This window comes from Marinomonas sp. A3A, from assembly GCF_018336955.1.
GTDB classification, from domain to species: Bacteria; Pseudomonadota; Gammaproteobacteria; order Pseudomonadales; family Marinomonadaceae; genus Marinomonas; species Marinomonas lutimaris.
This window is the reverse complement of record NZ_CP025532.1, coordinates 4,235,384-4,249,553: the sequence shown is the minus strand read 5'-3', so window position 1 is coordinate 4,249,553 and position 14,170 is coordinate 4,235,384. Positions and strand designations below refer to the sequence as shown.

Here is a 14,170-nt window from a genome sequence, read left to right as displayed (position 1 = left end):
TTACGGAGCTAGAAACTGTCTAGGAAACCGGGTCCATACCAAGTTTATTTTTTTATAAGCTTTAGTTAGTTTGAACTTTGTACTAAAAATATGCTCTTAAAACTAGCCTTCATGACTAACATTTTGCTACAGAGTTAATTTCTTAATTGCCGCATTTACTAAAGCAATTGCAGCTTGATGGTCCGTATCGTCATAGGTTAATTGTCTTAGAGCATAAGCATAAACTGTGGCTACATACCCCATATTCAAAATTGCTAGTGTTTGTTTCTTTTGACGAAGAAATGAAGCTATTTCAGGAAAGAATGAGTTTTTTATATAGAGATCATCATCAAACCAGTCATCAAAGTAGTCGGTTTCCTTAATGAAATTGTATGCTACATTAGGATGGAAATAAGGGCTCAACTCAAGTGTTACAATATCTAATAAAGAAGAAGCTTCTTTAACATCTCCATAATCTATCAGAATAGCTTTATTTCCGGTGTCCGTAAGCAAAATATTCTTACCATGTAAGTCTCCATGTTGAATAGATTGATAAACTTTAATAGTTTTTTTCTCAAGGTCGTCAAAATCAACACTAGGAAAAATATCTTTTAACTTAGAAAATTTCTCATCACTACAAATCCTATTTCGAAGCTCTCTAAGTTCAATGTTTGTTACTGTTTTAGCTTGTTCCCAAGAGCCTAATATTTGAAAAACATCTTCTAAAGCCTTTTTGGTTCTACTATGATCTTTTATTAGAGCATCAAAATAATCTGTAGAATAGTCACTTGCAAATCTGTAAAAGGCCCCCTGTATATCTGCACATCCAGCAAAATATCGCCCTAATAAAATAGGAGCACTTCCTACAGGAAGCCTCTGGATGTGGTTAAGATAATTTGATACATCTTTTTTTACTTCACTTTCTCGATCGAGTTTTGCTAGCGCATGCTGGATCTCTTGAAGAGAAGAATTGATTAAAGTTACTCTTAAAACGGTTGAAGAGGATAGCCCTCCACCCAGTATTTCGACTTTTGCTGCAAAAGCGTTGTATTGCTTAGCAAATATTTTGATTACTCTCTTTTGATATTTTGTAAGAGTTATGCTCCCAGTGATTTCCAATACTATGTTTTCTACGTTCCTAAGTTCAGTCGCCGCTGTTTTTATTAGACTCAATGCAGCAACAAGCTTATATTTTGGACGTACTTTGATTAATCCTCTTTGTTGTCCATCCCAAAAAGTGACCAGCTCTTGGTCATCTAAATATTTCTCGGTAGCTTCATTGTCATCTTCGCCAGTTAAAATCAATATTGGCATGCCAGGTGATGTGTTTCGAACATGGTCCGCAAAACGAATCCCATTTGATATATCCGGCAATGAACTACTGTCGTCTATAGGTATGGATTGATCGACAATAATGTAGTCATATTCATTATCATCGAGCATTTTAGTGGCCTCATTAAAGTTAACTGCGTGATCAACTACATCGCAAAACTTGGTCAATACAGGGCGAACGGTATCATTAAACCAACTGATACGGTCTTCAACATGTAATACTCTCAATTAATATTCTCCACGAGGTAACTCAAAGTAGAATTCTGCACCGTAAGGTTTAGAGTTTTTTAAATTCCACTTCCCATTCATTGATGATATTGATTTTTTTACAATAGAGAGGCCTAATCCTTCATTACCAACTTTCGTTGTAAAATTGCTACTAAATAAAATTGCTTCTGATTCTAGTAACCCAATACCGTCATCGATTACAGATAACCAAAAGTGTGTGTCAGTTAGGCCTGAATTAACCAATATTCCTCTTGGTGCTCGGTTTACTACCTGCTTAGTCGACTCAACGGCATTTCTAAGTGCGTTCAATATGATTGTTTGGGTAAGAGAACGGTCCAGATTGAAGCTGAGGTTATCTTCAATATTAATTTCTATTTTGGCATCAGTATATTTTTCAATCACTCTCTGAATTTCACCTGACACCAATGAATGTATATTTACTATTCGATAATTTGGTTGCTGCTCCGCTCGTCGCCAAGCCGAAAACATTTCTACTAGCTCTTGTAATCGCTCTATTTCTTTTTTAGTACGAGAGCTGTCATATTGAAGTACCTCTTCAGTAGCCGATACCTCTAATGATCCAATTATTGGAGATAACTCATGTACAATTTCTCCAATACTCTCTGCTACTGCATCACTGCGGATCTCTTCAACGTTGTACGCGACATCACCTTTAACAAATTCGGTCTGCTCTTTGTGTATTTGCTTAGGGGGGGCAACTCCGACAGCTTTCAAAAGAGCATTTCGAAACCAAGGTGGATCAATTGTATGAGCTTCGTCAGCAATTTGACGTAACTCTTGCTTAGAAAGAGAAGCCTTGAGTTCCTTTAATTGTGTGTGTTGCTCTTCTGGAGCAAGACTTTTTATATTATTTATTCTATTGAAAATATTCATTTCTAACTTGAGTAAAAGGTTGAACGATGTTGGAAAGCTTCCTTTCCTCCTTCCATAATCGACTCAATGCTACTCTTGACCAGAGTCTCATCTAAGCTACCAGAATTTTTAATAAAACCTTTTCGACCATTGGAATCTAAATTAATAACTCTAGATGCATTACCTAAAACTGGAATGTTTGCATTATGACTTGAAAGAATAGTCTGAGCTATATTTGCTCTTTGTTTTATGGTTTTAATTAAAGTATTTACAATAAACTCATTGTCTAGATGATCTTCTGGTTGATCTATAACGAGAACTCTATTTGGGTTTTCAAGGATAATTGAAAGAGTTACAGTGCATCTTTGACCGATTGATAACTCTTCAACACTTTTATATTTACCGTGATCTAAAAGCATACAATCAACTACATCTTCTATACCCGAAGATAATAGAAGCCCTAAATCAATTTCAGATAAATGCCCAAGTAATCGTGCAGCTCTGTCTACAGGTATATCTAGAGCATTAGCGAAGTCTTCGAACTTATTGGCTGCGATGTAGTAAAAAAGCCATTGCTGACTAACATTATTAGTAATAGTATCCAAAAGTTCCTTATATTTGAGTCCAGAGCCTCTTAATGAAGACTCTAAGTTAGATGAGTACTCGGACAGATTGTTTTGCTGACGACAAACAACTGTTACATTTGGCTTAAGATTATCATTTAAAATATTTACAATGCTAATCCTTGATTTATAAATGTCCTCTTTTATCTGATATATCTCTATTAATTGAGATTGGATTTGATTATAAAGAGTGTTTACTTGGTCACGTTTTTGATCAGCAATATGTGTATAGTTAGCTATTTGAGCTAGTTGTTCTCGTACTCTTCCTAGCTCATTTAGCATTGCGCCTGCGCCGTCTTTAAAACTATCGATCTCTGCTCTGGTTTTACGAGCTTCCTTCTCTAGTTCGATTTTTTGCATTTGTTGTAAATTTAAATTTTCATTAACTTCATCCAAAGACAATTTATTATTATTTAGTATAGCTAGAACCATCTTTGTATCCTGCTCTCGACGTGATTGCAAAGATGAGTATAATTTTGGACTGAAATCTTGAACTATATTAGTAAAATCTCCGCTATTTAAATTCAGTATTGAGTTCAATAACGGAGTTCTTTTTTCAATATATGACTTAAGCGTAAGTAAGTTTGCAATATTGACGGAGTGAGCGGCTAATTGTTGCTGTAGTTTTGATATATCACTTTGATCTGTTGCGTTTTTTTCATATACGCTCTGGAACTCTTCGTATTGTTTTTGAAGGATTAGCTCTCGTTCTTTTAAGTTTTTAGTCTCTGAGACTTTATCTGCCAGATCATTGAATTCTTGCATTGCTGAATGATAATTAGCACAAAGGCTTCTCAAAACCACATTAGAGCTTCTTAAGCGATCCTTCATGTCGTCTATATCAGGCAAAAAACTATCAATCAGAGCCAAGCGGCCAGCTTTGGTTACACCAACTGTTTCAATCTCTTTTTGCGAGAAGACAATAGGAGAAATATAAGAGGCTCCAACTAAAGGAGTGTTTTCTTGAGCAGATCTAGATACACTAATTTCTTCACCAGAAGGAAGTTCAAGCTCGATCGTTACTCTTCCTGAAGATTGAAGTATTGATAGGGCGTGATTAGGTGAAGATGACGTTCCTTCGTCCCCAAGACTTTTAGCTCCCAAACCGAACCGAAGTAACTCTATAACTGAGGTTTTTCCAACGCCTCTGCCGCCTACTAAAACATTTAGCCCTTTAGAGAAATCTAAATCGAGGTTGTTAAAAAAACCTTCCTCTACCTTTAAATTCTTTATAATCAAAAAACACCCCCAAGCTACCCGAGTTAACAAAATGTAAACTAGGGTGAAAAAATACATTAGTAACTTGATAAGCAGTCTATCACCTAAGGTAAACTGCTGCATATTTCTATGCTTACAATTGTTTATTTTATTGTATGGGGGTCTAGCAAACTCTGGAAAGTCTAACGAGGCGATGGCCCAGCGAATCAAAGCGGAGCTATAAGTAAATGATTGAAGATATTGAGATTATAAATAGTAAGAAATGATTTTCGATTTAAATGAAGACATTGTCAGTTCATTCAAGCATGTCTGTTTCAATAGATCATGATCGTTACTCAAGATAAATTCACTAAGATCAGTCTCCGGTTGTAATACGTCGTCTCTGTATGAATTACGACTACCACCATTAGTTGAACTTGGAATGTCTATACTATTCAGCAATTCTTCTTTTTTTTGATAGTTGTAAGTACCTGGAATTGCTTTGTTCAACCGTTCTGCGAATTCCACTAAATTTGGTTCTGCCAACATGTACATATCGGCCACATGTGACTGATCTTTGGTCATTCGTATTATGCGTCCAAGGATCTGGCGGAAGTAAAGTTCAGTGGTGACATCGGTAAGACTACAGCAGACTTGCAACCTTGGTATGTCCGTTCCTTCGCTGATCATGGCGATACTGATGATCCATTCGCTGTTGTCTTTACGGAAACGGTTGATCAGCTCTGGTGAGTCATCATGCCTACAGGACACTAAAGTAGACTCTTTATTGAAGTGGTCCAATAGAATCGATTGAATCTGTAGAGCATGTTCATATGAAGATGCGACTACTAAGCCGCCAGCATTAGGTGAGTCCTTTCTAAGAATATTCAGCCGATGAACGCTTAATGAAAGTAAGTGCTTGATGACTTCAGGATGTCTGATCACAGTTTGATAGCTTACTTCACCTTCGTTTAGTAATGACTGCAAACTAGTGTAGGTTTCAAAATTACCTAATCCTTTTACTGTTACTTTTTCAATATCAATTGCGGTGATTTGAGGCATCCGACAGACTTTGTCTTTTATTGCATCAACAAGATCATACGAGTAATCACAGACAATGTTGCCTTCTGGATCGGAGTATTTAGCGAATGAAATTGGAAGTGTGTCAGTGCGCCAAGGTGTGCCAGTAAGTGACAACGTATAAGTCGCTAAATGCTGTATCGTGGAGAGAAGCTGTAATCCCCATGCATTTGCTGGAGACTCACCATTACCGGCACAATGATGTATTTCATCAAAAATGACCAAGACTCTAGTAGCGGCAAGATCATTGATTAGCTCAGCTGCGTTACTAAGTGAGTGATAAGTACGCGATGCTCCGATTGCCCCAAGTCTGCCATTAAACTTTCGCTTTAATATTTTCTCAAATGTTTCTTCAATGCTTTGTGAAACGATTCGAGAAGGGGAAAAGCATACTACATAATCGATATCGCCACTGTTTATAAGAGCTTTTGCTATAAGCGCTGCAAGCAGGGTTTTACCCGCACCAGGGGAAGCCAATACCAGGAACTGCGATTGCTTCTTATAGGATGTTACTGCCTGAGAGAGACACTGTTCTTGCCATGCCCTAAGCATTACATATTCCCCTCAGGTTGAGTCGATTGAATAATCTTTTTAATGGCGTTTAATCGACCGTAGAACCTTGTCGCTTTTTCTCTAGACTCATCTAGCAATTTCAAAATAGCTGGTCGCTTATGCGGGAATAGCCCTAAATATTCCTGATAAGCATCAATCTCTCCCAACAGTAGTTTTAATTCAGCATTGGCTTTCTTTTCTTCATCTAGAAGATGCACCTCATTTGAGCTTTGACTTGTATCTATAGTTTTTTCGTCTGACGGCTCACGAGGGCTTCTGTTTAGCATTAAAATCAATTCAGAAGTAAGGTGATAGGTTCTAGCGTTCCGCTCTCCACTAGCGCTTAGGAGGCTTTTAGACGTCAGTCTGTTAACGTTCCTTGCTACTAGTCTAGTGGATTGGACTGTATCTAGGCCTGTTGTACTTGATGCTAATTGAATGAGTTCTTTTCGTCTGATGCTGGTTCCTTCCACGCGCTGTAAGAGTTCTTTGAACTGTTTATTCAAAGAAAATGGTTTAGATATCATGTTTATGTCTCAAAAAACTATAAAACTTAGGATTGCTAAGTATACAGAAATAAGTAAAACTTAGACAATCTAAGTACATGAGACTTTAAAGATGAAACTACTTTGTCAGAGAACCCAATACCACTTCGGCTTAAACAAGCTCGTAAGAACATCGGCATATCCCAGAAAGAACTTGGGATCAAAATAGGTATGGACGCGAGTTCTGCTAGTGGCCGTATGAATCACTATGAGAAAGGACGGCATTCGCCTGATCTCGAAACGCTTAGAAAAATTGCTCAAGAACTCAACGTCCCGCTGAACTACTTTTTGTGTGAGGATGACCTAAGTGCTGAATTGGCGTGCTTGATTTCCCGCTTGGATGATAATTCCAAGAAAGCATTAATCACTGAGCTTGAAAAATTGGAAGACTTAGAGTTAGAGAAAGTCGTAGAACAGCGTAAAAACTCACCTGAGATTGCTATAGATATCAAAGATTTGTAGTTTAAATCTCCTATGAAACCGTTTTAACTTTAGCACCTACTGGAACAACGACACCATTCTCAACAAAGTACTCATAACTGATTCTTAGGTAAAAAAAGTCGTTAATAGAATATTAAAAATTAAACCCAGTTTCTGAAATAAAAATACACTTTAAGTAGTTGACGACTACTCCATCAAGGGTCTGTTAAAGAACATTTCTCGATTGACTCCTGTTGACTTGAAAAGCTTAGCAGGCCGTTTCCCACTGATTTTGCTATTTCCTGTTTCAGCCACCATATTGGCTGACAGTACTCGGTTTCTGAATGCTTTTGCTTGTAGCTCTCGCCCTAAGATCATCTCAAAAACGTGCTGGAGTTCAGTCAATGTGAATTCAGTTGGCATGAGCTCAATAGGCAAAGCAGTATAAGTAGCTTTTGCATGTAAGCGATTTGTTGCTGAACGGATTAACTCAATATGATCGAATGCTAGGTCATGTTGCTTTAAATCAGAAAGAGGCATCCAAGTAGACTTTTTGTCAGTATCTATTCGCTTAACTTGGTTGATGTCCACGAGAGCAAAGTACAATACAGTGAGCGACCATCCACGAGGATCACGCTTAGGGGAGCTTACTGTTTTAACTTGCTCTAGATAGGCAGATTTCATACCTGTTTTTTGACGAAGTGTTCTGTGTGCCGCAGACTCAGTAGAATCATCTTCACCTAAGTGTATGAACCCACCAGGAAGAGCCCATTTGCCCTTGAACGGATGCTCTTCTCTCAAAACCATAAGAGTGTGCAGTTCATTATTAATTAATGAAAATATAGCGATATCAACAGTACATAAAGGAACATCAAAGTCGTGGATGTTGTATTGCTTTAAAAACTCTTCTTCTGTCATTTATGTTCTCGTAAAATTATCTGAGAAAACCCACTAAGTACATCCTTGTACAGGTGGGTTTATGCGTTATTAGGCTAGCTTAGCTTTGATATCAGCAAAGCTGGTTTCCTTAATTATTTTTCCGTTCTCAAAGACAATATCTAATGCACCTTGTTGTTCTTGCTCAGGTGTCTGGCGGTCGAATAATTCAAAACCATTTTCTGTTTCTTCTATGCGCAATAAGCCAGCTGCAGACTTTTTATCTCCTTTGTCTGTAATTGGGTCTTTAAAAATCTCACGACCTTGGCCATTCACTTGTCCCCATGTGGCTTTGATAGCAAAGCCAAAGGTATCTCGTGTTAGGTGCTGGTAAGTATAGCTGCCAATACCAAATACAATATTCGTTGATGCAAACCCTTTTGCTTTAAGTCCTTGAAGAATAGCCTGAGCACGTTGAAGTGTTATTGAGTCCCCATAAATTAATCCCACACGCTCATTTAATAATTTATAGCCATTATCCGTGGTGGTTCCACCAAAAATATCCCATAAGCATTCCGCTGCGCCTTTGAATTCAGGCGTACCTGGTGTTGCGTCAGCATCACCACAGATAACCTTTACTGGATCACCACTGTCCGGTCTAAAAACAACCTTCGCAAGTCCGATAGCATTGGGCTGACGGTTAAGAATGTCTTGTTTTAACACTTTCGTGTATTCACTAATGACTTTCCAAAAGTCCCAAGTGTCGGAAACAATACTTACCACGCCTGATGGGTATAGGTCGTTAATTAGTCTTTTAAAAGTATCGATCTCATTGTCTTTTTCGCCCATACACATAACGCTGTGTTCAGTGGCAGGGACAGAAACACCGACAACACCATCAATGCCATAATAGTCTTCGGCATAATCAATCGCAGCCACTGTATCGGTGCCGATAAAATTGGCTAGGTGTCCAATACCAGATGCGGCGGCATCCAACATGCCACTCATACCACGAGAGCTAAAATCATGAGCTTGCACTGGTATGAAATCCAATGGAGCACCTGTTTGTACCGCGTAATCGGTTAATAAACGCTTGTACTCATAGGCTATAGTAGCGGTTGTACATGGCTTCCAAATTTCAGCGCTAATGCTTGTTTCTATGTAGTTAGTAAGCCAGAAAAACTCAGGGAGAGTGTTAACAACGGTAAACATAGGAACCCTAATATTTACCCGACTGCCTTCTGGTAAGGATTTGATTTTTAATGGTAGGTAACCTAAATCGTGAAGCGCTTCAATGTGTTCAATTGGCACGGCTCCTTCACCAAGAGATGTATCCATTCTGCGTTTATATTTACTGACGACTTCTTGCTTAGGCTTAGCAAAAAACTCTTGATTCCATTGGTCGATCAAAATGCGTTTGATGTAAGCTTGAATCCCAATGACAACCACTCGTTCATCATAGCCTTCAAGTAAATTTGCTAATCGAGATGAGCGTGGTGTGAAGTTTGCGTAAACATATTCAGTCCCTTCTGGGTACTGACGTCTGTGGTCTGCTTTATAAAAGTCAATAGACATTAATGGGTTCATATCACGCTCCTTTAGTGTTTGTTGTGATTAGATTGTTTGATTTATACGTGTAGTCAATAACGTGTAATTTATCGCTAGGCTGATGAGTAAAGCTGGTCGTGGTGTAAACCTCATCAATGAGCCCTTCAAATACACTTAAGCCTTTGCTGAAAATTCCATGAGTCACGTAGAGAACCACTTTTTCAGCATTCTTTGCTTTTAGTTGTTCTGCAATTTTGATAAAGGTGTATCCGCCATCACAGATATCATCGGTAATGATGGCTACTTTTCCTGTCAAATCATCGGTTAGTACATCTGTATGGGTAATCTTTCCAGTTGCTGGGTTTCTTTGTTTTTCGCATATCACCATATTCGAAATATTAAGCTCTTCTTTTAACTCTGTGCAGCGTTGCAGTGCTCCTTTGTCAGGACAAACTAATACAGCCTTAGGGGAGCGTAATAAATCAGAGAGTTGAGAAGCACTTTTGATTATCTCGGTAGCGGGAACGTTAGTCGCTCCTGTTAATTCAAGGCCGACATTACTATGACAATCCCATACTGCAAGTTCTTCAATGTTTAGGCTTTTAATCAACCTAGCCATTAACTGGAGAGAGAAAGCTTGACCTTCAGCACAAACGCGATCCTGTCTAGCATAGGGTAAGTAAGGAATTTCAAGACGAAGCTTAACTTGCTGTTCATAGTGATTTTCTAGTGCATTATCGATTAAGAGTAAATCGAGCAAATCATCCGTGCTGTTAAGAATAGCTTTTATGGACACAAACTTTGGAGTGTCAGTCGGAAGATTAGATAGTTGAACGTGTCTTTCTCCTCCAGAAAAACCAAGAGTTACTAGTTGAACAGTGTCGTTTAAATCTGTTGTGATTGTGATACTCATAATTGCTGCCTCCTTGTTGTTGAATATATATTGTCACAGGGATAATATATATTCAACACGTAAAGTAAAAAAACTGATGAGGGTCTTCTTTTTGAACAACAAATAGATTATTTAAGCAAATGACTGATATGGGGTGAGAGTGCTGGAGCTGCTCGCATACGCATGAAGATAAGTGGAGCTATCGACTTAAAGCTAATCAACTCCAAAATGATAAGCTTGGATACCTTTTTAATGAACATGACGAAAAAAATAGGAAGAAACACGATGAAATCTATTGTTTATATCGATATGGACGATGTCTTATGTGACTTTAAGGGGGCATATCAACAGGCTCGGGTAGATGAACCAAATATCATTTATCCTCAATCTCAATATGGTTTCTACGCAAACTTAAATCCTATTCCGTTTGGAGTTGAATCAGTGAAAAAGCTAATTGATTCAGATCTTTATGAGCCTTATATTCTGACAGCCCCTTCTACGAAAAATCCGCTTTGCTATACAGAAAAGCGGATTTGGGTTGAAAAATACTTTGATTTAGAGTTCACAGAAAAACTAATCATTTCGCCCAACAAGAGCTTATTGAAAGGCAAATACTTAATTGATGATAATGCTACAGGTAGAGGGCAGGATGGTTTTGAGGGGCTGCTTATTCACTTTGGAAGTACTGAATTTCCTGGTTGGAAAGCAGTAATGGCATTTCTAAATAGATAGTAAGGGAGCTTACTATGGAGCCCTGGCCCAACTAGTTCATCCTGAATAATCGAAAATACTCTAACAGAGCAGGCCATAATTCATAGGAATGTCCTAGCTGAGAGCAACATATTTTACTCATACTCTAAGCAGCAGCTCTTTTAACTGATTGGCTATGTAATCTAAAGAGTTGATAACACCATCCATCACGAAATCAAGTGCTCTCCCATACCCACTACTAAGATTGGCTGTATCAAAGCCTAGCTTTTGTAGTGTTAAAATGCATTTTTCTATTGCGTCATGAGCATCCGCTATTCTTAGGTCATTGTTTAAAAATAGTGAGGCTAAATTAACGTTTGAATCACCCCAATCTTCGGGTTCGACTTGAGATGGGAAGTCATGAACTGATTCGAGTTGACCATTTAAGTATTCTAGCCTGTTTAACAAGGCTTGAATAAGTTTTAGGCTCCCAAGACTTCCTATTTTACTTCGTGGGCAGCCAGCGTTAATGAGCAGGGATTTGAGGTATCCATTTGGGATTTTTTGTATTAACTCGTGGATATTTTTACAGCGTGCTAAAAACATTTGTTGGGTCATGTCGATGGGAGCCACTTGAGCCAGACGACTTAACGAGGGGTATTTGAGCCATCCGTTATCCTCAATTTCTTTTCGACTGAATCCTGTTAACTCTTCTGTTGTTTGAGCCAAACCTATCGTATCTCCAAGCTGAGATAGACCATCGCCTAAATTTAGTAATGCTTCTAATAATCGTTGTACTTTATTGACTATATGTTCTTCAGCTAAATCGATATGTTCCAAATTCTCTGGGGCGATAACATACTCGTATGCATGAATAATTTCGCGATCTGGTTTAGCCTTATAGAGCTCTCTCATAGGAACTTTTATTAAATTCCTACCAACCCGCTGACATTCAGTGAAGCACCATTGCCCTCCGTAAGAGGGATCACAGTTCCATTGGCCCCAGGCTTGATAAGGGGTAGTATCGTAAAAAATACTTTGTTCGTATTTTTCTAAAAACTTGTCATCAAGATAAACTGGATTATGGCGCTGAATTATGGAATCAGCTCTGTCATGAGTCATTGGTATTTGCTCGCCAGGCCATACCAGTGTTTCTGCATTTTGCTCTGGACATAATTCAGGATATACCGCTTCTACAGATGCCCAAAGCTGTAAAAGGAGTCCCTGTTTATGTTCACGAATGTCTAATTCAAACCACTCTACACCTTTGATAGGTTTTAAATTGATATGAGGTTTGCCTTTCATGACTTCTCGAATGTGGACGGTATCTTGTATATGCACTTGATAGAAAAAAACTCGAACACCTCGAGCTCCTCTTAACCACAAATATCGCCTTAAATATTCATTAGACATTCGCCAGCATACATTTCTTTTAAGTGAACCATGGTAGCAAGTAGATATTTCACCATCTGCTACATCAAATTCAGGAAGACCTAAGTCATCGTAAACTAAGCGTTGTTCATCATTACCAACACAGCGTGGTGATAAACCAAGAGCCATCCAAACTTTTTCAGACAGACTATACGAATAAAAAGAGCTCCCCCCCCATGCAGCAACAATGTAATCGTGACTTGATAGAGATGGTATAAAATTGCTTATACAGCCGATGGCATCATCAGCTGGAACTGAACACTCCACAACGCCATCACCAGCTTCTCTCATAGTCTCGAGTGGTTGATTTGTTATTCCGCTCACAACTGCCATTTGTAGGTGAAGGTGCTCAGCATTTGGACCGTATTGATCGTTCTCTTGCATAGCAGCAACTTCTACTCTTATATTTGCTGATAGCCCAACAGGAGTTAGGAGTTCACGAAGCTTTGGGGGGAGGTATTCTTCAGGTATAGGAAACGCAGCAAGGTAATCAAATTTCATTTTATAGCCTATTGTGTGGCAACATTGAAGCCTAGTATAAAGTGGCCAACCCGGTGTATTCTCAAGGTAGTGGAAGCAATACGCACAGAGATTGATACCATACTTTAATGGTATATGAGAGCAAATAGTCACTTTTAGCATTAAACATTAATGTGCTTGCATATGACGATCAAGAAAAGGCAGTATAAAGTAGAGCAGACCACTCGACCTAGGGCGATCAATTAAAGAATAATAAGGTTAGGTATGGAAACAGAGCTTATATCACGCATGGAGATCTTGCTGACGCAGTTTAAAACAATGCAACCATCAGAGACTCCCGAAACCACCATTTTTAGCATTGGTGGCCGAGGCTACTACGAGAATCCTACCACAGACATATTGGCGTTTTTTTGTGACCCCAACGGCCCCCATAAATTAGGAAACATTGTCTTAAAGGCATTAATGCAATGTTTGCCTGAAGATTATCAAGTTTTTGATTGTTCACTCAGTGAAACACCTGAGCGAGAAGTCAAAACGGATACAGGTAAGCGCATTGATTTATTGTTGGAAGGGCCTGACTGGGTCATCATCCTAGAAAATAAAGTCTATCATCAGCAGAATAACCCTTTTCATGACTACGAGAAGTTTGTCCTAGAAGAGAGAAGCCTTATTCGTTTTAAAGATAAAAAAGCTATTTTTGTTGTGTTATCCCCTTCTGGTGAAGTTTTGCTCGATAGCTGGTTTGCTATCAGTTATCCGCAACTTACCGGCGCATTAAAAGAACAGCTTGCGCAAAAGTTTTTGTCTCAGCCCATAGATAAATGGACTTTAATACTGCGAGAGTTCATCGTTCATCTGGAGAGTCTAATGTCTCAGTCATCTGTGAATCAGCAGACACATGAATTTATACTAAATAATTTAGCTGAAATTAAAGAAATTCAAGATGTTAAACAGAAAGCTATCAATGAATACCATCATCGCTTACAAATCGTGATTCAAAACCGCTTAACTCAAGATATTGCCATTCGTCTACACCACTGGAGTGGTTATCCAGCCATGCGTTTTGCTCTTCAAAAATGGACCGAAACTGAATCTGACGTAGTTTTGTATCTCTCCGGAGAGGACGGTGTTTCCTCGGTCAACACTTATGCCCACTTATGTGGTAGTTTCGATGAGAAAAAGGCAGACAGCTACATATTGAAAGGACAGCAAGTGGAGCGATGGGTAGAAGGTAAAGGTGACTATCGCTATCGAGGTTATCGTTTCATGTTAGGCCCGATGAATGAGGAAGCGATTGTTCAATACATCGCGAATCGGATATTAGAATTAGATGATTTCGAAAAAGCCTTTCAAGGTAATGCTAGATGAATGTAACCCGCGAAGAGTTCAGTGAGGGGCTCTATCGGCTCTGCTAGTCAACCTTG

General features: G+C 38.7%; 12 protein-coding genes. 3 read left to right on the top strand and 9 right to left on the bottom strand.

From position 1 onward, the window contains the following. Positions 1 to 126: 126 nt before the first annotated feature. The 5 genes from CYL31_RS19865 to CYL31_RS19845 form a co-directional block, all read right to left on the bottom strand. Complete coding sequence (locus tag CYL31_RS19865) at positions 127 to 1,539, bottom strand: hypothetical protein (RefSeq protein WP_212916861.1); 1,413 nt, start codon at positions 1,537 to 1,539, stop codon at positions 127 to 129. After that, complete coding sequence (locus CYL31_RS19860; protein ID WP_212916860.1) at positions 1,540 to 2,433, bottom strand: sensor histidine kinase; 894 nt, start codon at positions 2,431 to 2,433, stop codon at positions 1,540 to 1,542. It lies immediately after the preceding gene. A 2-nt stretch (positions 2,434 to 2,435) separates the two neighbouring features. After that, a complete protein-coding gene (locus CYL31_RS19855) occupies positions 2,436 to 4,376 on the bottom strand; it encodes an AAA family ATPase (protein WP_212916859.1) in 1,941 nt (646 codons plus the stop codon). Positions 4,377 to 4,499: 123 nt separating this feature from the next. Further along, a complete protein-coding gene (locus CYL31_RS19850) occupies positions 4,500 to 5,864 on the bottom strand; it encodes a DEAD/DEAH box helicase (RefSeq protein WP_212916858.1) in 1,365 nt (454 codons plus the stop codon). Beyond that, positions 5,864 to 6,391 (bottom strand): VspR family transcription factor, encoded by a 528-nt coding sequence (locus CYL31_RS19845; RefSeq protein WP_212916857.1) that lies wholly within the window; start codon positions 6,389 to 6,391, stop codon positions 5,864 to 5,866. Before CYL31_RS19845 ends, CYL31_RS19850 begins: the two co-directional genes overlap by 1 nt. Before the next feature lie 102 nt (positions 6,392 to 6,493). On the opposite strand from CYL31_RS19845, the gene CYL31_RS19840 reads away from it, so the two are divergent. Further along, complete coding sequence (locus tag CYL31_RS19840) at positions 6,494 to 6,871, top strand: helix-turn-helix domain-containing protein (RefSeq protein ID WP_212916856.1); 378 nt, start codon at positions 6,494 to 6,496, stop codon at positions 6,869 to 6,871. Positions 6,872 to 7,036: 165 nt separating this feature from the next. Here the strand turns inward: CYL31_RS19840 and CYL31_RS19835 are convergent, their stop codons facing one another. The 3 genes from CYL31_RS19835 to prs form a co-directional block, all read right to left on the bottom strand. Continuing rightward, complete coding sequence (locus tag CYL31_RS19835) at positions 7,037 to 7,747, bottom strand: NUDIX hydrolase (protein WP_212916855.1); 711 nt, start codon at positions 7,745 to 7,747, stop codon at positions 7,037 to 7,039. A gap of 69 nt (positions 7,748 to 7,816) precedes the next feature. Next, positions 7,817 to 9,292 (bottom strand): nicotinate phosphoribosyltransferase, encoded by a 1,476-nt coding sequence (locus tag CYL31_RS19830; protein ID WP_212916854.1) that lies wholly within the window; start codon positions 9,290 to 9,292, stop codon positions 7,817 to 7,819. A gap of 1 nt (position 9,293) precedes the next feature. Continuing rightward, entirely contained in the window at positions 9,294 to 10,166 is an 873-nt protein-coding gene (gene prs / locus CYL31_RS19825) for a ribose-phosphate diphosphokinase (RefSeq protein WP_212916853.1), read from the bottom strand. 264 nt (positions 10,167 to 10,430) lie between these two features. Between prs and CYL31_RS19820 the strand changes: the two genes are divergently transcribed. Next, a complete protein-coding gene (locus CYL31_RS19820; protein WP_212916852.1) occupies positions 10,431 to 10,877 on the top strand; it encodes a 5' nucleotidase, NT5C type in 447 nt (148 codons plus the stop codon). 117 nt (positions 10,878 to 10,994) lie between these two features. Here CYL31_RS19820 and CYL31_RS19815 read toward each other — a convergent pair whose 3' ends face one another. After that, positions 10,995 to 12,767 (bottom strand): hypothetical protein, encoded by a 1,773-nt coding sequence (locus CYL31_RS19815; RefSeq protein ID WP_212916851.1) that lies wholly within the window; start codon positions 12,765 to 12,767, stop codon positions 10,995 to 10,997. Between the two features lie 243 nt (positions 12,768 to 13,010). On the opposite strand from CYL31_RS19815, the gene CYL31_RS19810 reads away from it, so the two are divergent. Next, the gene (locus tag CYL31_RS19810; RefSeq protein WP_212916850.1) at positions 13,011 to 14,114 is read left to right on the top strand and encodes a PDDEXK-like family protein; all 1,104 of its coding nucleotides are present in this window, start codon (positions 13,011 to 13,013) and stop codon (positions 14,112 to 14,114) included. Positions 14,115 to 14,170 lie beyond the last annotated feature (56 nt).